Below are 23,469 nucleotides of genomic sequence, written 5' to 3' on the forward strand. Positions count from 1 at the left end.
GCATCGTTTTCTTCATCTGTTGTGACATAGCCTGATATCTATTAAACCGAAAAACGGATTGTTTTTGAGCAAGCAGCCTGGCTGCCGGCTGATATCCACAGGAAGCTTTACACACACAATGAAAGTCGTAAAACCTCTGCGCCTCAGCGCGCTTCATCGCCCCTTCTCTTGGCAAGGGCAAAATCATCTGGGTGTTTCCGTTTTGGCCTTGGCCGATATGGGGGCTTCCCCGCGCCTGCGCCCCGAACCGGAGCTGTGGCAGCTGGCTGCCGAAGAACTCACGTTGAGCGGCGGCGTGCTCGATCTGGCTATCCCGAAAGCCTGTGCGGAGTTTCTCGCCACCGGCAACGCCTACACCCACCATCAACAAGACAAAACCGCCTGCGCCGTGAAGATCCAGCTGGATTCGCTGGAGAAAACGCTGGTGGTTTTCGGCGATCGCCATTGGATCAACGATCGTCCCTCCACTCCCCTTCCTTTTGCAGAAATGCGTCTGGACTGGCGCCGGGCTTACGGCGGCACCCAGTTCGCCGATAATCCGCACGGCATCGGCGCCACTCCAGAAACATTTCCGCAAGGCCGTATCCATCGCCTACCCAATGTCGAACCGCTGCAGGGGCGCCTTACGTCCCCTCGGCAAAGCGCGCAACCGGCAAGCTTTGACGCGTTGGATATCACCTGGCCGCGCCGCTTCTCCCGCATCGGTAAAAACTACGACGCCGACTGGTTGAAAAACGGCTTTCCCGGCTTCGCCAACGACATCGACTGGCGCCTGTTCAACATGGCGGACGACGATCAGCAGTTTCCCCAACGCGACAGCCTGCCGCCCCAGGCCGCCTACCGGATATGGAACATGCACCCGTCGGAGCCAATGCAGCAAGGGCATTTACCGCCGTGGCGCACACGCTGCTTCATCAACCGGCTGCGCGGCGGCGAAGCGCATTTCGAAGAGATCGCCATGCGCCACACCACCGTCTGGTTCTTCCCTCATCGGGAACAGATGCTGCTGATTTATCAGGGCAGCGCGCGCATCAATGAAGACGATGCCGCCGACGTGATGCAGCTGATGCCGGCCCTGGAAATCGAAGGCGAGCCCCGCTCCACCGCGCATTATCGGCAGGTGTTGGCCCAGCGGCTGGATAAAGAGCGGGGTGCCCTGCACGCTTTTCGTGAACAGGAGTTGTTGCCGGAAACCTGCATCGGTGCCTGGCTGGATACGGAAACGCCGACGCTGCAAAGCCCGATGGCGGAAAATATCGCCGCCTACGAGCACCAGCAACGCGAAGCGCACCGCCAGCGCCTGCGGCGTGAAGGTCAGGATATCGATGAACTGTTCCCGCTGCCGTCGCAAGACGCGCCGCCGAAACTGGACCAACTCGCCGAATTCGTCGAGCGTTTGGAAAGCCAGGCCGAGACGCAGTATCAGGACATGCTCAAGCTGGCACAAGCCGAGGGTATCGACCCGCTTAACCCCGGAGGGGATCACGTGCCGTCCTCCGGTGCAGAAAGCTACCAGCAGCAGCGTGATCTGCTATTCCAGGAGGCGCGCCAGCATCCCGACGCGTTTAGCGACAAGCAGCTGGGGGAAAGCGAGCGAGCGCTGCACAAAATGTATTTAATGTCGGCACAGGCGCAAAGCCCGGCGTTGCGTTTAAGCGGCGATCTGGCGCAGATCATTCGCCAACGCGTCACCGCCGCCATGCTGCGCGATAAAGATCTCAGCGGCCTTGATCTCACGGGCGCCGATCTGTCCGGCATGGATCTCTGCCAGGCTAACCTGCGCGGCGCTTTGCTGGAAAACGCCAATCTGCGCCAAACCCAACTGGTGGGCAGCGATCTTCGCGAGGCGATGTTGGCACGCGCCGATCTCAGCGGCGCCGTCTTGCAACAGGCCAATCTGAGTCACGCCTCTTTGGCCCTGGCGAAATGCGAAGCGACGGATTTCGGCGGCGCGCAGCTGCACGAAACCAACATTCAGCAAACGTTGTTTCAACGCTGCGATTTCACGATGGCGTCATTACGCGATTTGCTGGGATACGAAACCTTGCTCGGGCAGTGTGACTTCAACCGCGCCACGCTGGCCAACATTACGTTGATGGAACTGCAGCTGGAGCAGCTGACATTCAGCCACGCCCGGCTCGACAAAGTCAGCTTCGTCAAATGCCGGCTGCTGGCGGTGAACTTCAGTCAGGCGCGGCTGGAAAGTTGCGCCTGGGTTGATACCGAGACGCAAAACCTCAGCTTCCGCGCCGCACGCCTCACCGCCTGCGCCTTTGCGGCAAAGACGCTGTTGCCGCAGGCGGATTTCAGCGACGCGACGCTAAAGCAGTGCAATTTGCGCCAGATGCCGCTGCAGCGGGCGAATTTCAGCCGTGCGCGCCTCGACAACTGCGACCTGTCAGAAACCCGGCTGAACGAGGCCGATTTTCGCCAGGCCAACGGCAGCGGCAGCTTGTTCATTCGCAGCGATCTATCCCTGGCCAACCTTCGCGACGCCAATTTCATCGCGGCGATCCTGCAAAAATGCGTGCTGTCAGGCGCCGACCTGCAGGGCACCAATCTGTTCCGGGCCGACTTGTCGCAGTCGCAAGTGGATCAGGCGACCCGGCTCGACGGTGCCTATACCGCCAGGGTGAAAACATTGCCTCGCCACAACGGGAAGGAAGTATGACCTCAAAACCTGAGCAGATACGCCAGCGCGTGAAACGCGGCGAGCTGATTGCCGGTGAGGATTTGCACGGTCTGTCATTCGCCGGTATGGATTTGGCCGGCGGCATGTTCAACGAGTTGAACCTGAACGGCGTGAACTTCTCCGATTGCGATCTGCGCGACAGCGTCTTCAGCGATTGCCGGCTCGAACACGCACAATTTGTACGGGCGAACCTGAAGCAAACGGCCTTCAATCAGTGCGCCATGTCGGCCAGCCGCTTCAGCGAGAGCCATATCGAACTGACGATGTTCAACGACTGCCGGCTTGAACAGTGCGACTTCAGCCGGCTCTCGCTCAACCAAAGCCACTGGATGTCATGCCAATTAGCCGGCGCGAATTTTTCCGCCACTCAGCACGATCGCACCACCTTTTACGAAAGCCCGCTCGACGCCGCTGATTTGAGCCATACGCGACTCTCACTTGTCACGTTCTTTCGATTAAACCTGTGTGAAACACGGTTTGAATGTGCGGATTTCGACCGTGTCACGTTTTTCGAATGTGACCATCGCGGCAAAAGTTACGCCGGGCAGCGCCTCATCGCCTGCCAGTTTACCGATAACCAACTGGACGACGTCGATTTCAGCCAGGCGACGCTGCGCCAGAGCAATTTCAAGGGCGCTTCGCTGCGGCGTGCCAACCTGACGGGCGTACAAGCGCAGCAGTCGCTGTGGCTGGAGGCCAATTTGACTCAGGCGCAGTGCCGCAGCGGGCAGTTCGATCAGGCGATCTTCAGCGAAGCGACGCTGGATGCCGCCAACTTCAGCCAGGCGCGCCTGTATCAATGCGTGTTCCAGCGCAGCCGTGCGGCACGCTGTGATTTCAGCGACAGCGACCTGACCTACGCCGATTTCTGTTATGCCGACATCGGCGCCGCCGATTTCCGGCGCGCGCGCTTTATGCGCACCCGCATGCACCGCGCCCACCAGCAGCAAACGCGCTGGGGCGATCGCAGCGGAATTCTCGAGCGCGACGAAGAACTGTACGCCGCCGAAACCTGGAGCGCACAGCGCCAGAGCCGAATCTGAATGCATTGACCACTTCACGAGGGGATCACCATGAGCGTTGCCAACACAACTCGCGCCGTCAACATCGCACCGCCCCAGCAGGCCGCCGGCCAGGTCGTCAACCTGTTGCCGGACGGCAGCCTGGTGGTGGAGTGCGAAGGCCGCGGCTGGCATTGCCGCCGGGCGGCGAGCTGCCTGCTGACGCCGGCCCTCGGCGATAACGTGCTGGTCGCCGGCTGCGGCCACCAGCTGTGGGCGATCGCCGTTCTCGAACGTGCGGAGCCGCAAAGCGCAGCGCGGCTCTGCGTCACAGGCGATCTGCAAATTGAAACGCCGAGCGGTTCACTGTCGCTGCACAGCGCGCAGGCGCTAAAGCTGAGCGGCGACGCCATGACGCTGCAGGCCAACAGCGGCGACTGCCACGTCGACAAGATGAAATACAGCGGCGAGGAACTGTCGGCCTTCGTCAGTATCAGCCGCCTGGTCGGCAAGCGCTGCGAGTCGCTGTGGCATTCGGTCAGCCAGATCAGCCATTCGCTGTTCCGTAAAGTGCGCCAAACCGAGCACGTGCGCGCCGGGCAGCTGGATTATCAGGCGGAAGACTACGCCCGCATTCATGCCCGCAACACGCTCATTACCTCAAAAGACATCACCAAGCTGGATTCGGAACAAATCCACGTCGGATAACCTGCGGAGGCCTTTTATGTTTGCCAACAGCCAAATGATCGGCGTGGACCTGGCGTTTCCCGACGTCTGTCTGACGCCAAGCCCGGCGCCGGTGCCCGTGCCCTACCCGGATATCGCCCTGGCGCCGACCGCCATCCCGAATGCGTTCAACATTCTGTTCGTCGGCACCCCGGCGCACAACATGGCGACGGTGACGCCGCTGACCAACGGCGACAACCCCGGCGTGGCCACCGGCGTCGCTTCCGGGACGGTGATGGGGCCCTCCCGCCACCTGACCGGCGCCTTTACCGTATTGCTCAAAGGCACCCCGGCCACCCGGCTGACCAGCCTCAGCCTGCAGAATTCCACCAACGCGCTCGGCATGCGCATCGTGCCGAGCCAATTAAAAGTGTTGCTGCTTGCGCCCTGATGACGGCGCCTTATTACACAGCCATTCAATCAAGAAAAGAGGACATTGTGAAAACACGGATTACCCTGACGCTGTTGACCGCCCTGACGCTTGCCGGTTGTTCCACCCCGCCGCCACCGCCGCCGGCGCTCAATAACGACGCTATCGTCAGCAGTGAAGTCAACGGCGTCACGCTGCAGCACCGCGCCGCGGTGAGCGCGCCGAAGCAGTTCAAACCGATCGGTGAGGAGTACCGCAGCCTGTACGCCGCCAGCATCATGAGCAGCCCGAATTATACCGGCACCGCCGTCGGCAGCCTGGACAACGCCGCCGCGTTCTACGCGCTGGGCGAAGTGGAAAACAACTGGCTGGCGATCTCCGCCATCCGCGGTGGCGATCTGGTGGGGTATATCCAGGCCAACGCCGGCGTACCGGAAGCGCGCTACAAATCGACGCTGCGCAAAGATCTGCCGCGCCGCGCACGCGCCGCCAAACAGGACTGCGTCAAAGTCGGCGGCGACAGCAAGGCGTGTAAAAACGCCGGTTCAGCTACCTGGATCCTCCAGTAGTCAGCACGCCTGCGGGCGACGAGATTCCCATGATGACGACCCCTATCGCTTCCCGCTGGTGCGGGATGCTGTTTCTGCTGCTGGGCGCGTTGGCGCTCGGCGGCTGCATGTCTTCCGCCAAAAGCGTGCCGTCGCGTTACAGCCTGGTGTTCGATGCCGATCGCCAGGTCAACGCCGCCGCCGGCGCGCAACCGGCGCCGATCAAAATTCGCGTGCTGCTGCTGCGTTCGGATGCGGAATTTATGGATGCCGACTTCTTCAGTCTGCAAAACGACGCCAAAAGCGTGCTCGGCAACAGCCTGCTGGACAGCGATCAGTTCTTCCTGACGCCGGGCCAGACCGGCAAGCAGCTCGGCGGGCAAAGCGCGTTGGATGCGCGCTACATCGGCGTAATCGCCGAGTATCAAAATCTGGACGGCAAGACCTGGCGCATTTCACTGCCGCTGCCGGAACCCACCGAAACCAATTTCTACAAGGTATGGCAATTCTCGCCGGATGAGCTGGAAGCGCATATCGTCGCGGGCGTGAATGGCCTGCGCCCCGTAAAAAAGGTCGACTGACCTACCGCTGTGCTGAAGCGAAGTAACTATAGGTGTGATGATGAAAGATGCTCATAAGGTTGTCTGGACTGAGGGAATGTTTTTGCGCCCTCACCATTTCCAGCAGGCGGAAAACTATCTCGAAGGCTATATGCGCAACTGGGGCCAGGCCCACAGCGGCTGTTTCTGGGGGTTCCTGACCCTGGATCTGGACCAAACGCTGCTGCGCCAGGGCAAGATTGCGCTCAACGCCGCCAGCGGCATCATGCCGGACGGCACGCCGTTTCGCTTCGCCGGCGCCCAGCAGGCACCCGCGCCGCTGGCCATCGCCGAAAACAAGACCGGTGAAAACGTGGTGCTGGCCCTGCCGACCTATCGCGCGGGGCGTGAAGACGTGATCTTTCAGGAAAGTCCGGAGGCGCTGGCGCGCTATCTGGCTTACGAGAACGAAGTCGACGATCTCAACGCCGTCTCGGTGGGCAGCGCGGCGCTGCAGTTCGGCCGCCTGCGCCTGCGCCTGATGCTGGAGAGCGAACTCAACGCCGAATGGACCGCGCTCGGCGTGACCCGCGTGCTGGAAAAACGCGGCGACAACAGCCTGCGCCTCGATACCGCGCAGATCCCGCCGATGCTGAACTGCCAGGGCAACCCGGTACTGAAAACCTTCATCAACGATCTGCAGGGCCTGCTGCAACAGCGCAGCCAGCAGATGAGCCAGCGCCTGCTGCAGCCGGGCCGCGGCGGCAGTTCCGAAATGGTCGATTTCATGCTGCTGCAGCTGATCAACCGCCATCTTGGCCAGGTGAGCCACGCCTACCACCTCGACCATCTGCACCCGGAGCGTCTGTTCGCCGATTGGCTGCAGTTCGCCACCGAGCTCGCCAGCTTCTCGGCGCAGCGCACCCCGGAAGGGCGCCTGCCGGTGTATGACCACGACAACCTGGCGCTGTGCTTCGGCAAGCTGATGCTGTTGCTGCGTCAGGGGCTGTCGGTGGTGCTGGAAGACAACGCCATTCAGCTGACGCTGGTCGAACGCTCCCACGGGCTGAACGTCGCCACCGTGCAGGACGCCAAAATGATGCGCGATTTCGGCTTCGTGCTGGCGGTGCGCGCCGACGTGGCCGCCGAGGTGTTGCTGACCCATTTCCCGGCGCAGATGAAGATCGCACCGGTCACGCGCATCCGCGATTTGGTGCAGCTGCAGCTGCCGGGCATCGGTTTGCGCACCATGCCCGCCGCGCCGCGCCAGATCCCCTATCACGCCGGCTACACCTACTTCGAGCTGGAAAAAGGCGGCGACCTGTGGAAACAGATGGAAAAATCCAGCGCCTTCGCCCTGCACCTGGCCGGCGAATTCCCGGGGCTGGACATGGAATTTTGGGCGATTCGCAGCCATACGGACCGGTAACCTATGACTCAGGAAAATAGCATGTCGCCGGCGGCCAATCCGCTGGTGGACGCCGCCAACCCACTGCTGAACGCCATTTCGCAGATCCGCCAGTCGGCCACGCACGCCAACCCGGCGCAGCTGCGCCAACAGCTGATCGATGAAATGCGCCGCTTCGAGATCCGCGGCCAACGCGCCAACCTGCCGTACGAAGTGATCATCGGCGCGCGTTATTGCCTGTGCACCGCGCTGGATGAAGCGGCGGCGCTGACCCCGTGGGGCAGCAACAGCGTGTGGTCCGGCAGCGGGCTGCTGGTGACCTTCCATAACGAAACCTGGGGCGGCGAGAAGTTTTTCCAGCTGCTGGCCAAGCTGTCGCAAAGCCCGCGCGAGCACATCAACCTGCTGGAGCTGATCAATTATTGCCTGTTGCTGGGCTTTGAAGGCCGCTACCGGGTGATGGAAAACGGCCGCTCGCAGCTGGAAACCATGAAGCAGCGCCTGCTGCAGCTGATCCGGTCGGTGCGCGGCGGTTATGCCCCGCCGCTGTCGCCTCATGCGCTGGATCTGCCGGTGCAACAGAAGCTGTGGCGCCCGCTGGTGCCGCTGTGGGCCTGCGTGGCGTTGACCGGCTTCCTGGCTTCGCTGCTGTTCATCGCCCTCAACTGGCGGCTGGGCGACAACACCAGCCCGGTGCTGGCGGCGATTTACCAAACCAATCTGCCGCAGGTGGCGATCGGTAACCCGGCGCCGGCCGCGCCGCCGACGCTGAGCCTGAAAAGTTTCCTGCGCAAAGAGATCGCCGAAGGGCTGGTGGTAGTGCGCGACGAAGCGCAGCAAAGCGTGGTGATCCTCAAAGGCGACGGGCTGTTCGACTCCGCCGCCACCACGGTGCGCGCCAACTATATTCCGGTCATCGACCGCATCGCCGCCGCCATGAACGGCGTCAGCGGCAAGATCCTGGTCACCGGCTACAGCGACAACGTGCCGATCCGCAGCGCCCGTTTCGCCTCCAACTGGGAGCTGTCGCTGGCGCGCGCCGAAGCGGTCAGCGCCCGCTTGCAAAAGCACCTCGCCAACCCGCAGCGGGTCAAGGCCGAGGGCCGCGGCGAAAGCAACCCCGTCGCGCCGAACGATAACAAAGTGAACCGCGCGTTGAACCGCCGGGTAGAAATTACGCTGTTGGTCGCCCCGGAAAATACCCAGGCGGAAATCAACGGCTTGCCGCAAGGAACCGGAAAGTAATGCTCAGTACGTTATTCTCCATCATCACCAGCCGCCTGCTGTGGGGCTTTGTCGGCATCACCGCGCTGGCGTTCATCATCTGGATGATCGGCCCGCTGGTGGCCATCGGCGACTATCGCCCGCTGGAGCCGGAACTCAACCGCCAGATCGCCATCGGCGTTATCTACCTGATCTGGTTCCTGTGCCGCCTGATCCCGCGCCTCTACAGCGCCTGGTTCAACAGTCGCCTGCTGAGCAATCTGCGCGCCGCCGAAGCGGTGCCGGCGGAAGACGGTAAGCCCGAGATCAAACAAGACGATCAGCTGGCTCAGCGCTTCGACGAAGCGGCGCAGCTGCTGAAAAAGGCGCGCTTCGCACCGGGCCAAGGCGACGGCAAACATCGCTGGATGACCCGCTTCAGCCGCCAATATCTGTACCAGTTGCCGTGGTATGTGATCATCGGCGCGCCCGGCGCCGGTAAAACCACCGCGCTGGTCAACTCCGGCCTGCACTTCCCGCTGGCGGATCGCTTCGGCAAAGCCGCGCTGCGCGGCGTGGGCGGCACCCGCAACTGCGACTGGTGGTTTACCAACGACGCCGTGCTGCTCGACACCGCCGGCCGCTACACCACGCAGGAAAGCCAGCGCGAAGAAGATGCCGGCGAGTGGCAAAGCTTCGTCGCGCTGCTGAAAAAATACCGCACCCGCCAGCCGATCAACGGCGTGATGGTGACCATCAGCGTGGCCGATCTGCTGAGCGACAGCGCCGAAGCGCGTGCCGCCCAGGCCAGCGCGCTGCGCAAACGCCTGATCGAACTGCACGAGCAGTTGGGCATTCACTTCCCGGTCTATGTGCTGGTGACCAAAACCGACCTGCTCAACGGCTTTATGGCCTACTTCGGCAGCTTCGACAAAGCACAGCGCGACCAGATCTGGGGGTTCACCTTCCCTTACGAGCGCTCGCGGCAGCCGGACTTCAATCTGAACGCCGCTTTCGAACAGCAATACGCCCTGCTGCAACAGCGGCTGGACGCGGCGCTGCCGGATACGCTGCTGATGGAGCACGACGCGCGCCAGCGCGCCGAAAGCTACCTGTTCCCGCAGGAGTTCGCTGCCCTGCGCCCGCTGCTCAGTCAATACCTGGAACAGGTGTTCGCCACCTCCAGTTTTGAAACCCGCTTTACCCCGCGCGGCATCTATTTCACCAGCGGCACGCAGGAAGGCCTGCCGTTCGACCGGGTGATGGGCGAGCTGAACCGCTACCTGCAGCTGCCGACGGCAAACTCAGGGGCGCAGGCCAACGCGGCCTGGGACTGCGTGGGCCAGGAAGCGCCGATCCCGGCGGCCAAAGGCCAAAGCTTCTTCCTGAAAGAGACGCTGGAATCGGTGGTCTTCCAGGAATCCGGGCTGGCGGGCAGCAACCGCTGGTGGGAATACCGCAATCGCGCCCTGCACTGGGCGGGTTACATCGCGCTGGCGGTGATCCTGGCGGTGCTGGCGATGCTCTGGTTCACCAGCTACGGCAACAACAAGGCCTATCTGGCGGAAGTGGCCGCCAAGGTGCCCGGCGTCGAACGCCAGGGGCAAAACCTGACGCAGTTGGGTAACGGCGACATGTTCTCGCTGCTGCCGTTCCTCAATAGCCTGCTGCACCTGCCGGACAGCCAGAACTTTTCGCTGGACGATCCGCCGTTCACCTACCGCATGGGGCTGTTCCGCGGCGATCAGGTGGGCGACGCCGGCAATGCGCTGTACCAAAAAGCGCTGAAAGAACTGCTGCTGCCGCAGGTGGCGCAACAGATCGCCACCACGCTGCGCAACGACAACCACGGCGATGCGGACTTCAGCTACGAAGCGCTGAAGGCCTATCAGATGCTGTATCTGCCAAAGCAGTACGACGGCAAATTCCTGCGCGCCTGGGTGATGCTCAACCTGCAGCGCAACCTGCCGCAGGGCAGCACGCAGAAACAGCTGCAGCAGATCGAATGGCACCTGAGCCAGCTGCTGGATACGCAGATCCAGGCCTCGCCTTACGCCAAAGACGAACCGCTGGTGGCGCAGGCGCAGGCCGCCATCAATCGGGCGCCGCTGTCGCAGCGCGTCTATGGCCGCCTCAAACGTCTGCTGCTGAAACAGACCGACATCAAGCCGGTCAGCCTGGTCGATTTGGCCGGCCCGCAAACCGAGCTGGCGTTCAGCCGCAAAAGCGGCAAACCGGTGACCGACGGCGTACCGGGCCTGTTCACCTCACAAGGGTACTGGAAAGCGTTCAGCGACAACATCGACCCGGTGACCGACACGCTGCGCAAGGAAGACGTCTGGGTGTTGAATAGCCAGGCGCCGGAGCAGAAGAGCGCCGATTTGACCAAGACCATCCGCCAGCTGTACATGCAGGACTTCATCAGCGCCTGGGATGCGCTGCTGGGAGATATCCAGCTGGCCAACATCGGCAACCTGACCCAGCGCATCAGCAGCGCGCGGCTACTCTCCGGCAACCCGTCGCCGATGCGTAACCTGCTGGTCAACGTCAGCAAAAACGTCACCCTGCGCGACGAGAAAAGCGACGCCGATTCCCGTTCGCTGCTGGCCAAAACCGAAGACAGGCTGAATCAAAACGCCAACCGCACGCTGGAAGCGCTGTTCACCAACCGGCCGGCCAACGCCGACGGCGATGTGTCGGCCCAGCCGGAACAGCTGGTGATGGCGCACTTCGCGCCGCTGCTGGAGCTGGCGCAAAGCCAGGGCGAAGGCAATAAGGCGATCCCTTTCGACAGCGTGCTGAAGCAGGTCGATGAGCTATACAGCTATCTGACGGCGGTACAGGGCGCGGCCAACAGCGGCATGTCGGCGCCGCCGAGCGACATCATCCCGCGTCTGCAGGCCGAATCCGGCCGCTTGCCGGTGCCGTTCAAACAGATGCTGCTGTCGCTGGCGATCGGCGCCAGCAGCGACACCCAGCGTAAAGAGATGGAGAACGTGAAAAAGCGCATCAGCTTCGAGGTCGGCAGCTTCTGCCGCCAGGCGATCGCCGGCCGTTATCCGCTGGTGGCCCGGGCGCGCCAGGACGTGACGCCGGACGATCTGGCGCGCATGTTCGCGCCGAACAGCGGGCTGATGGACAGTTTCTTCCGCGACAATCTGCAGGGCAAGGTCGACACCACCCGCGCCAACTGGCGCTTTACTCCCGGCGTGGACGGCAAGACGCTGCCCGGCGGCGAAGGCATCCTGCGTTCGTTCCAGCAGGCGCAGCGCATCCGCGACGCCTTCTTCGCCAACGGTACCGCGACGCCCTCGTACCGCGTGACCGTGCGGCCGGTGCGGATGGATAACGACATCCTCAACCTGACGCTGGATATCGACGGCCAGCTGTTCAAATATAGCCATGGCCCTCAGGTACCGCTGGTGGTCAGCTGGCCGGGCACCCGCAATACCAACCAGGTGCATTTGCAGCTGGCGCTGGCCAACGGCACCACCGCCAGCCTGGTGACCAGCGGGCCATGGGCGCTGAACCGCCTGGTGGACATGGCGCAATCCTCGGGCACCGGGGGCCTCGGCCGCCAGGCGACGTTCAATCTCGACGGCCATCGCGTCACGCTGGAGTTCACGCCCAACAGCATCCGCAATCCGTTCCAACTGCCGGCCTTCTCGTGCCCGTAGCCCCGAAAGGACATGACCATGAGCACTGATTCAAGCGCCCCGACGAGCCTCGGCTGGTACGGCAAACTTCCTTCCGCCGGCGATTTTCTGCAGCGCCGCCTGCCCGATCCGGTGGTCAACAACTGGGCCCACTGGTTCCATAACGGGCTGGTGAATTTGCAGCGCGATGCGCAGGGGCCAAACGGCCACCCATTCAGCAACGCACCGGTGTGGAACTTCGTGATCCCCGCCACGCTCGGCAGCCCGTACGTGCAGATGGGCTGCCTGTTGCCGGCGCGCGATCGCGTCGGGCGGCGCTACCCGATCTGCGCGCTGCGCCTGTTCAGCCTGCAAGAATGGCGCCCGCAACAGCTGAACATGGCGGCGAGCTGGTACCAGCAGCTCGGCCATACCCTGCTGAACGGCGTGCGCAACGGCTTCTCCGCCGAACAGATCGACCGCACGCTGCAGGCAATCCCGGCGCTGCCCAGCCCGCCGGCGGAAGCGGATTCCGAGATATTGTCGATTATCGGTTTTCAGCATCCGGACGTGCCGGGTCTCGGCTGGCAACAGGCCGCCGACTGTTTCGACCCGGCGCAGTACACCAGCTTCTGGTGGACCAATCAGGCCGACGGACACCCGCTCTACACCCACGTGCACAGCGGCAACCTCACCGTGCAGCTGTTTTCACTGCTGTTCGAGCCCAACGGCTGGGCACGCCCCGGCCGCGGCGGCCAGTACCCGCAAATGTTTGATTAACATCGTTCGTTGAAGGAAATTCTATGGCTATCGACACCGATACCCTGCTGGCCCCGGTTGACGCGGACAATCCCTGCGGCGACAACCTGGAATACGACGCCGACTTTCTGGCAATGGCGCGCGCCGCCACCGGCAAGGCCGAACAGCAGTTCGGCAGCACCATCATTCCGGAAGAAGCGCCGGATTGGGTGCAGGTCGAACGCCTCGCGACCTCGCTGCTGGCTCGCACCAAAGACCTGCGCGTCATGCTGTATCTCACCCGCGCCTGGACCCAACTGCGCGGGTTGCCGGGCTACGCCGACGGGCTGACGCTGATCCACCAGTCGATACTCCGTTACTGGGATGCTCTGCAACCGGCATTGGCGTTCGACGGCGAAGCCGACCCGCTGTTTCGCATCAATGCGTTGGCCGACCTCGGCGACAAAGCCGCGCTGGCCGCCAGCGTGCGCACCGCACCGCTGCTGAAAAGCGCCGCCGGTGAAATCTCGTTGCGCGATGCCGGCGCCCTGCTCGACGGCAGCAAGCAAGAGTGCCCCAACTTTCCCGGCGGCCGCGCACGGTTGCAGGATGAGCTGGCGCAGCAGGGCCGCCCCGAAGGCGCACTGGTGACGCACATCGCCCACACCCTGGGCGCCATTCGCAGTGAAGTGACCCGCCATCTGGGGGAAAGCGCCCTGCCGGAAATGGGCGCGCTGACCAAGGTATTTTCTCTGGTGGCGCTCGCCGGCCAGAGTGATGCCCCGGCCGCCGCCGAACCCGACGCCCCGCCGGAAACCGCCGCCCAGCAACAACCGGCTGCGATGCAAAACGCCACGGCACCGCTCAACTGGCGCAGCGCGCAGATCCAGTCGCGCGACGACGCCCAGCTGATGCTGGACAAGGTGAAAAACTATTTTCGTCTTCATGAGCCGAGCCACCCGGCGCCGCTGATGATCGATCGGGTCCAGCGGCTGATTACGTTGGACTTTATGCAAATCGTCCGCGATTTGGCGCCCGATGGGCTTAACCAACTGGAGACCATTCTCGGTCGCCCCGACCACGAGGAGAACAGCTAGCCGCCGACTTTTGTTCTCTTGACGCATCCGATACCGTCTGCCCCGGCGCAGACCCGAATCAGAACCTGACTCTCCCAGCCGGACGAGGCGCGTTCCCAATCGCCATTAGATGGAGTAAATCATGTCAAACTCGAAATCCCGCAGCGGGCAGAAATTCATCGCCCGCAACCGCGCGCCGCGCGTACAGATTGAATACGATGTCGAAATTTATGGCGCAGAGCGCAAAATCCAGCTGCCGTTCGTGATGGGCGTGATGGCTGATCTGGTGGGGAAAGCGGTCGATCCGCAAGCCAGTGTGGAAGAACGCAAGTTCATGGAGATCGACGTCGACAACTTCGACGAGCGCATGAAATCGCTGAAGCCGCGCGTCGCTTATCAGGTCGATAACACCCTGACCGGCGAAGGCAAGCTGAACATCGATCTGACCTTCGAAAGCATGGAAGACTTCTCCCCTGCCGCTATCGCCCGCAAGGTCGACTCGCTGGGCAATCTGCTGGACGCCCGCACCCAGCTTTCCAACCTGCTGTCTTATATGGACGGTAAGAACGGCGCCGAAGAGCTGATCTCCAAGATCCTGCAAAACCCGGCGCTGCTGCAATCCCTGACCGACGCGCCGAAGCCGGCGGTTAACGACGACAACAACGAGCGTGAGGATTAATCGATGAGCAACTCGCCTCAGCAACAAAATGCGTTGCAGACCACCGAGACTTTTTCCAGCGATGAATTCAGCGCGCTGCTTAACAAAGAGTTCCGGCCGAAGACCGATCAGGCCAAAGAAGCGGTCGAGAACGCGGTGAAAACCCTGGCGCAACAGGCGCTGGAAAACACCGTCACCGTTTCTTCCGACGCCTACCGCACCATCCAGGCGCTGATCGCGGAAATCGACGAAAAGCTGTCGCAGCAGATCAATCAGATCATTCACCACGACGACTTCCAGAAGCTGGAAGGCGCCTGGCACGGCCTGCATTATCTGGTCAACAACTCCGAAACCGACGAGATGCTGAAGATCCGCTTTATGAGCATTTCCAAACAGGAGCTGGGCCGCACGCTGAAGCGCTATAAAGGCGTGGGTTGGGACCAGAGCCCGATCTTCAAGAAAGTCTACGAAGAAGAGTATGGCCAGTTCGGCGGCGAGCCGTTCGGCTGCCTGGTGGGCGACTACTACTTCGATCACAGCCCGCAGGACGTGGAGCTGCTGGGCGAAATGGCCAAGATCGGCGCCGCCTCGCATTGCCCGTTCATCGCCGGCACCGCGCCGAGCGTGATGCAGATGGAGTCCTGGCAGGAGCTGTCCAACCCGCGCGATCTGACCAAGATTTTCCAGAACACCGAGTACGCCGCCTGGCGCAGCCTGCGCGAGTCGGAAGACGCGCGCTACCTGGGCCTGGTGATGCCGCGTTTCCTGGCGCGCCTGCCCTACGGCATCCGCACCAACCCGGTGGACGAGTTTGACTTTGAAGAAGAAACCGACGGCGCGACCCACGGCAATTACACCTGGACCAACGCCGCCTACGCCATGGCCGCCAACATCAACCGTTCGTTCAAAGAGTTCGGCTGGTGCACCGCCATTCGCGGGGTGGAATCCGGCGGCGCGGTGGAAAACCTGCCGTGCCACACCTTCCCGAGCGACGACGGCGGCGTGGACATGAAGTGCCCGACCGAGATCGCCATCAGCGATCGCCGCGAAGCCGAGCTGGCCAAAAACGGCTTTATGCCGCTGGTGCACCGCAAAAACTCCGACTTCGCCGCCTTTATCGGCGCGCAGTCGCTGCAGAAGCCGGCGGAATACTACGATGCCGACGCCTCCGCCAACGCCCAGCTTTCCGCGCGCCTGCCGTACCTGTTCGCCTGCTGCCGCTTCGCGCACTACCTGAAGTGCATCGTGCGCGACAAAATTGGCTCCTTCCGCGAGCGCGACGACATGGAACGCTGGCTGAACGACTGGATCATGAACTACGTGGACGGCGATCCGGCCAACTCCTCGCAGGAAACCAAGTCGCGCAAACCGCTGGCCGCGGCGGAAGTGCAGGTGGAAGAGATCGAAGACAACCCGGGCTATTACAGCGCCAAGTTCTTCCTGCGCCCGCACTACCAGCTGGAAGGCCTGACCGTCTCCCTGCGCCTGGTGTCGAAGCTGCCTTCGCTGAAGCAAAACGACGCGTCCTGATGGACTGAAGTCAGGCCGCGAGAGTGCGGCCTGATAAATAAGCATGGAGGTAAATAATGGGAACAAGGCCCCGTTTTCTGGCTGCCTGGACTGCGGCTAAGAATATTTACGACCCAAACGATCCTCTGGGAAAAGTTAAAAATACGATTGGCGGTGCTGTAAAACGAAACTTTGAAATACCCGCCGAATCAGGTGGCTGGGAAAACAGCTGTGCCGTAAGAATGAGTTACGTACTCAATTACACAGGCCATCCGGTTCCCAGAATAGGTCAGTTAACCGTCTCAGGCGCAGATAAAAAATGGTACTTTTTCCGCGTGCGGGATTTGATTCCCTACCTGACTAAAACGTGGGGAAAACCCGACTTGATTGTTAATTACCCTCAATTACCGGTTACACAACTGGCCAACAAAAAAGGATTAATACTTTTTGAAGTATCAGGTTGGGGAAATGCGGGCGGACACGCCACTTTCTGGAACGGAACCAGTTGTTCAGATCATTGCTATTTCAATGAACCCGGAACCAATTACTCTACTCCGCGAGCCAATTTTTGGGAGTTGCCATGAACAAGTTAATCACAATCGGATTGGCAACTACCTTGTTGGGACTCTCACAGTCATCGCTCGCCAAGGACATTCAAGATCCGGTGGAATTTATCAAACAGATGCCTTATCACCAGGTCGTAAAAGAACTGGCATTGTCACGCTGCCTGGCACAGGTCTCCGATTCGGATAAGGCATTCTCTCTTGATGCAGCCAGAACGGCGAATGCGATGAGAGAATGGATGCCATTCGATATCGAATCAGGTGATGAGAAAATCAATGTTCTCATCGGAAAATATAAATCCAGAATCAATGAGTTTCACAGTGAAACTAAAGACAAGAGTCAAGGCGTCACCTTGAACTGTCTGCGGTTGTACCATAGTTCTGAATTGGACAAGCTTTCCCGACAGCTCATTGCAGGCAATCCAGATCGCACGTGGAATCAAGATAACGCGAAATAATTAAGCATTGAGCCATTAGCACTTAATAGTGGCTCGGTAACCCGTACCGATAGTTTTCGGTATTTAAGAAGGTGCATGGCACAAGGATATAAATTGGTAATGCATTACCACACTTGCAATTCCTGCTGCTATTACCTGAGTTTTTCAACGTAACGTTAATACTACTGTTAACCCTTAATAAAGAGTGAAGAAACTATGGCTATTGATATGTTCCTGAAAGTTGAAGGTGCCAGCGGCGAATCCAAAGATTCGAATCACAAAGGCTGGACCGACATTACTTCTTTCTCCTGGGGCGCTTCTCAACCGGGCAATATGGGCGTTGGCGGCGGCGGTGGCGCCGGCAAAGTATGCTTCAACGATCTGCACGTCAACGCGCTGATCGACAAGTCAACCCCGGCCTTGCTGAAACACTGCTCAAGCGGCAAACACCTGACCAAGATTGAGCTGTCGGTTTGTAAGGCGGGTGGTAGCCAGGTTGAATACGCAAAAATCACCCTGGAAGACGTGCTGGTCACCGCCGTACAGTACACCGGTGCAGGCGGCGAAGATACCGTGGGCGTCACCTACTCCTTCCAGGCGGCGAAAGTGAAACAGCAATACTGGGAGCAGAGCGACAAAGGCGGCAAAGGCGCCGAAAGCAGCGCAGGTTGGAACATCAAAGAAAACCGCGAAGCTTAATCTGCATGCCCCCCCGGTTACGGCCGGGGGTTCATAACATGGATACAATGGAGAGTCAGGATGAAAAAACCTCTATTTGGGCCCGCATGGATTCGTTTTTCTGAAGTCAATATCAATGTAAAAAAAGTGGGTGCATTGATTGGTGGAAAAGTAGAAAGCAATATTGAGAACGGTATTTTTGAAAATGCTTGTCCTATTCGAATGAGTTATGTACTCAACTATACAGGCATACCAATTCCCTCTAACTCCGGTTATGCGACTGTGTCTGGTAAAGATAAAAAATGGTATCTTTATCGTGTTAACGATATGATTCTTTTTTTAGAAAAGAACTTCGGCAAGCCTGATATCACTGTGAAATCCCCTACACCAGTTAAATTTTCAGGTAAAAAAGGGATAATGGTTATACAAGGAAATGGCTGGCGAAATGCCAGAGGACATGTCACATTATGGAACGGTGACATTTGCTCTGACTCTTGTCATTTCATGGGGGATCCTGAGAATGGATCTTTTGTTCCTGAAGTCGCATCACTTTGGATATTAAAATGAAGACTATCCACATAGCCCTTGCTCTTCTTCTCGTTTCTCCTATGCTGCTGGCGGAAGATATAAAAATAGAAAACTTACCTCAAAGCGAAATTTATGAAAATTGGCTGGTTAGCCGCTGTATTGGGAAGTCTACTGACTCAGAAAAAACCAAGCAAGATGCTTTCCGTTCCGCTTCCGCCTATTTAGAATTCAGTAAACTCCCCATGGATGCATTCGAACAAGGCGAAAAACTGGCTGAACAGTACGCAAATAAAAATAGTCAAGGCTCAGTTAAAGGAAGTTATCACACTTTAGATTGCCTTTCGCTTCAGAGTTCCAGTGAGGCTAAAGCCATCTTCAAACGTTACTCTAATTAATAATTAATATTGTAGGTTGCAATTTTATAAAATCATCAACTTAAGCAAATTAGAGTTTTATTAATTATTTTCACTGGGTATTAGCCATCAAGCATTGAGATACTCATGCGCTGGTTATCTATTACTCTGCACAAACCATACGGATTTTGGAGTGTTGAGATGAAAAGAATCCTTATCTCCTTTTTTTGTCTATATGCCACTTGCGCTATAGCGCAGAAAAATCAAGAAGAGTCGATTGAAAAGTGGCCGCCGCAAGCGGCATACAGAAGCTATTTGCAAAACTACAAGGATATTGCTCTAACCTACTGCATTTCCGTCGCTTATAAGACATCACCAGAAGCCAGCAAAGATGCAATTGCCTCATCGAAGGGAGTCGATGCTTGGTCATACTATGCAATTCGTGATGAAGAATCCCCTATAATTGCACTGACAAAGCAGTACTTGCAAAAGAATTACAATGCTAAGGACGGAAAAAGCCGCTTAGACTTAATGAAGTGCATGGATATGTACCATAGTGAAGATCTTGACAAACTCGCGAAAGACTATGTACAGAGCCCTAATGATAATTGGGTGAAAGACAATCCGGTTAGAGTGAATGAAAAACCGTCTCGGAAATAACCAGTGAAAAGAATCTTACTGGCTGTGGCCATAGCCGTAACGTTGAACGCTAATGCAGCAACAAAAATTGACTACTCCCCTGCCGAATACCTCAAAAACTACGCGCTTAGCGTTTGTATCGCCGAGGGGTACTCAGCAAAAGAAGTCAAAAACGATGCCGCCGCCACCGCCAGGGGTTACATGGAGTTCGGCGATTATTCTCTGGAAGCGCATACCGCTGTCAGGGCGCTGGCAAAAGAATTTCTGGCAAAGCACTATGACAGCATGTCTGGGGAGCCGATGACGATGGCAAAGTGCATCGATCTTGTACATAGCCAAGCGTTGCAAGCCATCATCAAGAAGTACCAAGGGAAAGACGACAACTGATATCAGAATTAGTTATGAGAGAGCCGTTACCCTTGAGATGTTCAACGGAATTTCATTTCACCTTCTTATTCCATAATTCTTTCAATTAATAACAAAAGCATTTCGTAAAATTAAGACTACAACAAGCCTTAGTGAACGAGTTAAGAAACAACTTAACGGCTTGCCAAAATATCCGCCAATTTTGGCAAGCCAAAGATCGAATCATTAATTATTGCACTACCTCCTAATCAGCAGGAATGCCTTATGCGATTTTCCATTGTAAAAAATAAAAGCGGCCAGGTTCCGCCGCAGAGCAGTTGCGATTTTCTGCCGCCGGGCGGCACCATCGGCCGCAGCGTGGACAACAACCTGGTGCTGCCGGACGAAGAGCGCGCCATTTCCCGCCTGCAGGCGATCGTGCATATTTCCGCTGACGGCGAATGCCGCATCACCAACCGCGGCAACGTTACCCGCGTGCTGCTGAACGACATTCCGCTGGAACGTGGCCGCCAGGTTGAACTGCAGGACGGCGACATGCTCGGCATCGACGATTACCAGATTGAAGTCAGCGCGCTGCAACAGCACGCCGCGCCACAGGCTCAACCGGTGGCCAAGGCCGCCGCCGTTGCCGCTGCTGCGGCCCCAACAGCCGCCGCCAAAGAAAAATCCGCCGCGCCAATCCCCAACGAAATCTGGGACAGCCTGGTGGAAGAATTTACCCCGAATGTGCCGGCCGCCGTCACGCCGCCGCCGGTCGCCAATCCTGGCAACCACCCGCTGCTGGATACCCCCGCTCGCGAGCTGAACCCGGCCGATCCGCTGGCACAGCTGGCGGGCGATGTCGATCTGCGCCAGCTGCAGCAGCAGCAAACCGATCCGGCGGCGCTGTTCAACACCGACACCACCTTTGAGCGCGAACACATCCTGGCCGATACCACCCCCAGCGCGCTGCTGGCGGAACAGGCTGCGCCAGCGCGGCCGGCAACCCCGGCTCAGAATGCGCAGCAACCGGAGCAAGAGCTGGATCCGCTGGCGCTGTTCGGCGGTTCATCCGCTCCCGCGTCGTCCGAGACGCTAAACAGCAACGATCCGCTGGGGCTGCTGATGGGCGGCGCCGTGCCGCTGGCTCAGCCGGATGAGCCGGTACAGCCGCCCGCGCCGCCGTCTCCGCCTCCGATCGCCGCACAACCGCAAGCGCCACGCCCAGAGCCGACGCCACCACCCGTGCAGACGCCTGAGCCACAGCCCCAACCCGTGCCGCAGTTCAACCAGCAGGAACCGCCTGCGCAGCCGCCGCGCCCGCGCCAGGGCAACCGCCTGGGCATCGATCCGGTCGCCTACCAGTCCGCTCAACGGCAGCACGCCGCCGCGCCGAATGGCGACACCTTAGAGGGGCCGCTGCTGACGGCGCTGTTGCAAGGCATCGGCCTCGACGATCTGCAGCCGCAGCCGCACTTCGACGAACGGCAGATCCGCCAGGCCGGCCGCCTGCTGAGCCTGTTCTCGCAGGGCACCGTCGCCCTGCTTTCATCCCGCTCGATCCTCAAGCGCGGCGTGAAGGCCGAGATGACCATGATCCTCGACGAGGCCAACAACCCGTTCAAGCTACTGCCTTCGGGCAAAACGGTGCTGATGCAGATGTTCGGCAGCCAGATGCCGGGCTTTATGCCGCCGGAGCAGGCGGTGCGCGACGCGCTGATCGACCTGCAGGCGCACCAGTTGGGGATGATCGCCGGCATCCGCGCCATCATCGCCGCCATGCTGCAGTCGTTCAACCCGGAGCGCCTCGAAGAGGAAGCGCGCAAGGAAGGCGTGGCGCCGCGTCTGTCGCTGCCCGCTAACCGCAAGGCTGCGCTGTGGGACTACTTCGTGAAGAACTATCAGCAAACCTCCGGCGAAATCGAGGACGATTTCCACACCCTGTTCGGCGAAGCCTTCCTGCACGCCTATGACGTTGAAGTGAATCAATACAAAGACTCACAGACCAAACCGGACGCGTAATGAATATCACCATAGCCTCTACCTCCAACCAGGGCGGCCGCGCCTCCAACCAGGATCAGACCGGCGAGGTGCTCGGCAACCGCGCCGCCTGCTTCGTGGTGTGCGACGGCATCGCCGGCTTTCCGGGCGGCGATATCGCCGCCAAACTGGCGCGCGACACTATTTTGCAAAATTTCGACGGCGAAAAGCACCTGAACGCCCAAAGTATTCGCCAGCACATTACGCGCGCCAACGCCGCCATCCACCAGCAGCAGCGGCAGTCGGACGAATACAGCAAGATGGGCACCACGCTGGTCAGCCTGTTTATCGATCGCGATTACCAGCTGGCCTACTGGGCGCACGCCGGCGACAGTCGCCTGTACCTATTCCGCCGCGGCTACCTGCATGCCGTCACCACCGACCACAGCCTGATCCAGCAGATGCAGGACGCCGGCTATCAGACCAACGGCATCAACAGCAACCTGCTGTATTTCGCGCTGGGGCTGAACGAAGAGCGCGACGCCACCTACAGCGACGTGCTGCAGCTGGAAGACGGCGACGTTTTCCTGCTGTGCACCGACGGCTTCTGGCACAGCTTCAGCCAGGCCGAACTGGAACAGTCGCTGCACATGGTCAACTCCCCCAGCGAGTGGATCGCCCTGATGCAGCAGGCATGGAAGAAAAACAATAACAGCGATAACTACAGCGCTATCGCCGTCTGGATTGGCTCACCGCAGGAAACCACCCTGCTGCATTCGCTGGCGGATGCGGAACGGTTTCTGAGCCGCGACTGAGCAGCGCACATTCACAGCAAGGTTCACTATGAAATATTGGATGCCGGGGCTCGTCGCCCTGATGGCGGTACCGACCGCGCAGGCGATGAACTATCGCCTGGTTTACTCCCCCAGCCAGAAGCTGGAAGTGTTTATCGATGACGTCAAAAACAGCAATCCCGAAAGCTGGTGCGGCAAGAGCATCCCGCTGCGCATCGTCTCGGCGCAAAGCCAAGATCCGGCGGTGCTGAACGACTTTCTGCCGCGCGTCGGCAATCTGTTGGAAAAACAGTGCCCGAAAGCCGGCCACCTGCCCTGGACGCTGACCGACAAGCGCGGTGAAAAGCTGGCCAGCGGCGAAGCCGCCAAAGCGCGCGGCTGGAAACCGGTGGTCAAACAGGAGGCCGTCGAGCAGCCGGAAACCCCGCCGCAGCCGGCGATCCCTGCGGCGGTAGCCGTGACCTCTCCGCAGGCGGACACCGCGCCGCCTCAGCGTTTCAACCTGCCGCAGGGCTGCCACTTCCGCACCTTCTGGCATGACGACGCCAACGGCGGCGCGCTGTTCATTCCCGCCGGCGACGCGCTACGCTGCGGCGAGGACGGCTGGCTGCAGGGCAGCGGCGCGGTCACGCTGCAACAGGGCGGCCAAACCCTCTCGCCGACGTTGTGGTTCCTGCAGGGCTATCCGCTGGCGCAGATCAACGGCGGCGATCGCGCGCTGACCGTCGTCAGCGCCAACGCCCAACGGCTGGTTCTGGGCGGTAACCCGCAGGCGCCGGGCAGCTTCCTGCTGCTGAGCTTCGAACCGAAGCTGCACGCCTGGGCGTTCAACGGCGAAGCGATCGTTGAAATGCCGCGCGTCGATGCCGCCGACGAGAACAAGGTCAAACAGCGCCTGCAGCAGGCGCAAACCGCCTGGCAACCGCTGCTGAGCGCCCCCGCTCCGCTGACCTTCAAGCTGGTGGAAAAGCTGGCCGCAGACCGGGTCGATCCCGCCAGCGGCAGCTACCTGTCGGTTAACGGCGCCACTCACTGATTATAAGGAAAGC

Annotated in this window: 23 protein-coding genes; all 23 read left to right on the top strand. The window is 59.8% G+C overall.

Features of this window, described 5'->3' with window-relative positions:
• Positions 1-118: 118 nt before the first annotated feature.
• The 23 genes from ACJ8QI_RS10995 (at position 119) to ACJ8QI_RS11105 (ending at position 23,456) form a co-directional block, all read left to right on the top strand.
• Positions 119-2,671 (top strand): DUF2169 family type VI secretion system accessory protein, encoded by a 2,553-nt coding sequence (locus tag ACJ8QI_RS10995; protein ID WP_442532471.1) that lies wholly within the window; start codon positions 119-121, stop codon positions 2,669-2,671.
• Positions 2,668-3,735, top strand: a complete 1,068-nt coding sequence (locus ACJ8QI_RS11000) for a pentapeptide repeat-containing protein (protein ID WP_197785813.1) — start codon at positions 2,668-2,670, stop codon at positions 3,733-3,735. Before ACJ8QI_RS10995 ends, ACJ8QI_RS11000 begins: the two co-directional genes overlap by 4 nt.
• A gap of 30 nt (positions 3,736-3,765) precedes the next feature.
• The gene (locus ACJ8QI_RS11005; protein ID WP_060420752.1) at positions 3,766-4,401 is read left to right on the top strand and encodes a DUF3540 domain-containing protein; all 636 of its coding nucleotides are present in this window, start codon (positions 3,766-3,768) and stop codon (positions 4,399-4,401) included.
• A 16-nt stretch (positions 4,402-4,417) separates the two neighbouring features.
• Positions 4,418-4,810 carry a DUF4150 domain-containing protein gene (locus ACJ8QI_RS11010; protein ID WP_004934933.1) on the top strand — a complete coding sequence of 131 codons (393 nt, stop codon included), beginning with the start codon at positions 4,418-4,420 and terminating at the stop codon, positions 4,808-4,810.
• 47 nt (positions 4,811-4,857) lie between these two features.
• Complete coding sequence (gene tagV / locus ACJ8QI_RS11015) at positions 4,858-5,358, top strand: type VI secretion system accessory protein TagV (RefSeq protein ID WP_019452982.1); 501 nt, start codon at positions 4,858-4,860, stop codon at positions 5,356-5,358.
• A 29-nt stretch (positions 5,359-5,387) separates the two neighbouring features.
• Positions 5,388-5,918 carry a type VI secretion system lipoprotein TssJ gene (gene tssJ, locus ACJ8QI_RS11020; protein WP_084827635.1) on the top strand — a complete coding sequence of 177 codons (531 nt, stop codon included), beginning with the start codon at positions 5,388-5,390 and terminating at the stop codon, positions 5,916-5,918.
• Between the two features lie 40 nt (positions 5,919-5,958).
• Positions 5,959-7,305 (top strand): type VI secretion system baseplate subunit TssK, encoded by a 1,347-nt coding sequence (tssK, locus tag ACJ8QI_RS11025; RefSeq protein ID WP_442532472.1) that lies wholly within the window; start codon positions 5,959-5,961, stop codon positions 7,303-7,305.
• Between the two features lie 21 nt (positions 7,306-7,326).
• Positions 7,327-8,529: a DotU family type VI secretion system protein gene (locus ACJ8QI_RS11030; RefSeq protein ID WP_080480317.1), complete on the top strand. Its 1,203-nt coding sequence runs from the start codon at positions 7,327-7,329 to the stop codon at positions 8,527-8,529.
• Complete coding sequence (gene tssM / locus ACJ8QI_RS11035; protein WP_442532473.1) at positions 8,529-12,164, top strand: type VI secretion system membrane subunit TssM; 3,636 nt, start codon at positions 8,529-8,531, stop codon at positions 12,162-12,164. The genes ACJ8QI_RS11030 and tssM overlap by 1 nt, the downstream gene beginning before the upstream one ends.
• Before the next feature lie 18 nt (positions 12,165-12,182).
• Complete coding sequence (tagF, locus tag ACJ8QI_RS11040) at positions 12,183-12,902, top strand: type VI secretion system-associated protein TagF (protein ID WP_038876781.1); 720 nt, start codon at positions 12,183-12,185, stop codon at positions 12,900-12,902.
• Positions 12,903-12,925: 23 nt separating this feature from the next.
• A complete protein-coding gene (gene tssA, locus ACJ8QI_RS11045) occupies positions 12,926-13,957 on the top strand; it encodes a type VI secretion system protein TssA (protein WP_442532474.1) in 1,032 nt (343 codons plus the stop codon).
• 121 nt (positions 13,958-14,078) lie between these two features.
• Positions 14,079-14,615, top strand: a complete 537-nt coding sequence (gene tssB / locus ACJ8QI_RS11050) for a type VI secretion system contractile sheath small subunit (protein WP_047730442.1) — start codon at positions 14,079-14,081, stop codon at positions 14,613-14,615.
• Positions 14,616-14,618: 3 nt separating this feature from the next.
• On the top strand, positions 14,619-16,124 hold the full coding sequence (gene tssC, locus ACJ8QI_RS11055) for a type VI secretion system contractile sheath large subunit (RefSeq protein ID WP_019452990.1): 1,506 nt from the start codon (positions 14,619-14,621) through the stop codon (positions 16,122-16,124).
• A 56-nt stretch (positions 16,125-16,180) separates the two neighbouring features.
• Positions 16,181-16,687, top strand: coding sequence for a type VI secretion system amidase effector protein Tae4 (locus tag ACJ8QI_RS11060; RefSeq protein WP_072271003.1), 507 nt, complete (start codon positions 16,181-16,183; stop codon positions 16,685-16,687).
• Positions 16,684-17,124: a T6SS amidase immunity protein Tai4 family protein gene (locus ACJ8QI_RS11065; RefSeq protein WP_442532475.1), complete on the top strand. Its 441-nt coding sequence runs from the start codon at positions 16,684-16,686 to the stop codon at positions 17,122-17,124. The genes ACJ8QI_RS11060 and ACJ8QI_RS11065 overlap by 4 nt, the downstream gene beginning before the upstream one ends.
• 195 nt (positions 17,125-17,319) lie before the next feature.
• Positions 17,320-17,802, top strand: a complete 483-nt coding sequence (locus ACJ8QI_RS11070; protein WP_038876771.1) for an Hcp family type VI secretion system effector — start codon at positions 17,320-17,322, stop codon at positions 17,800-17,802.
• 60 nt (positions 17,803-17,862) lie between these two features.
• Entirely contained in the window at positions 17,863-18,348 is a 486-nt protein-coding gene (locus ACJ8QI_RS11075; RefSeq protein WP_072265414.1) for a type VI secretion system amidase effector protein Tae4, read from the top strand.
• Positions 18,345-18,704 (top strand): T6SS amidase immunity protein Tai4 family protein, encoded by a 360-nt coding sequence (locus ACJ8QI_RS11080; protein WP_336842467.1) that lies wholly within the window; start codon positions 18,345-18,347, stop codon positions 18,702-18,704. Before ACJ8QI_RS11075 ends, ACJ8QI_RS11080 begins: the two co-directional genes overlap by 4 nt.
• A 159-nt stretch (positions 18,705-18,863) precedes the next feature.
• Positions 18,864-19,322 (top strand): T6SS amidase immunity protein Tai4 family protein, encoded by a 459-nt coding sequence (locus ACJ8QI_RS11085; RefSeq protein WP_442532476.1) that lies wholly within the window; start codon positions 18,864-18,866, stop codon positions 19,320-19,322.
• Positions 19,323-19,340: 18 nt separating this feature from the next.
• Positions 19,341-19,688, top strand: coding sequence for a T6SS amidase immunity protein Tai4 family protein (locus tag ACJ8QI_RS11090; protein WP_207188331.1), 348 nt, complete (start codon positions 19,341-19,343; stop codon positions 19,686-19,688).
• Positions 19,689-19,931: 243 nt separating this feature from the next.
• Positions 19,932-21,668, top strand: coding sequence for a type VI secretion system-associated FHA domain protein TagH (gene tagH / locus ACJ8QI_RS11095; RefSeq protein WP_442532477.1), 1,737 nt, complete (start codon positions 19,932-19,934; stop codon positions 21,666-21,668).
• A complete protein-coding gene (locus tag ACJ8QI_RS11100) occupies positions 21,668-22,441 on the top strand; it encodes a PP2C family protein-serine/threonine phosphatase (protein ID WP_015378289.1) in 774 nt (257 codons plus the stop codon). The genes tagH and ACJ8QI_RS11100 overlap by 1 nt, the downstream gene beginning before the upstream one ends.
• Before the next feature lie 28 nt (positions 22,442-22,469).
• Entirely contained in the window at positions 22,470-23,456 is a 987-nt protein-coding gene (locus ACJ8QI_RS11105; RefSeq protein ID WP_141959555.1) for a type VI secretion system-associated protein, read from the top strand.
• Positions 23,457-23,469 lie beyond the last annotated feature (13 nt).

This window comes from Serratia sp. CY84636, assembly GCF_052166245.1.
Lineage (GTDB): Bacteria > Pseudomonadota > Gammaproteobacteria > Enterobacterales > Enterobacteriaceae > Serratia > Serratia nevei.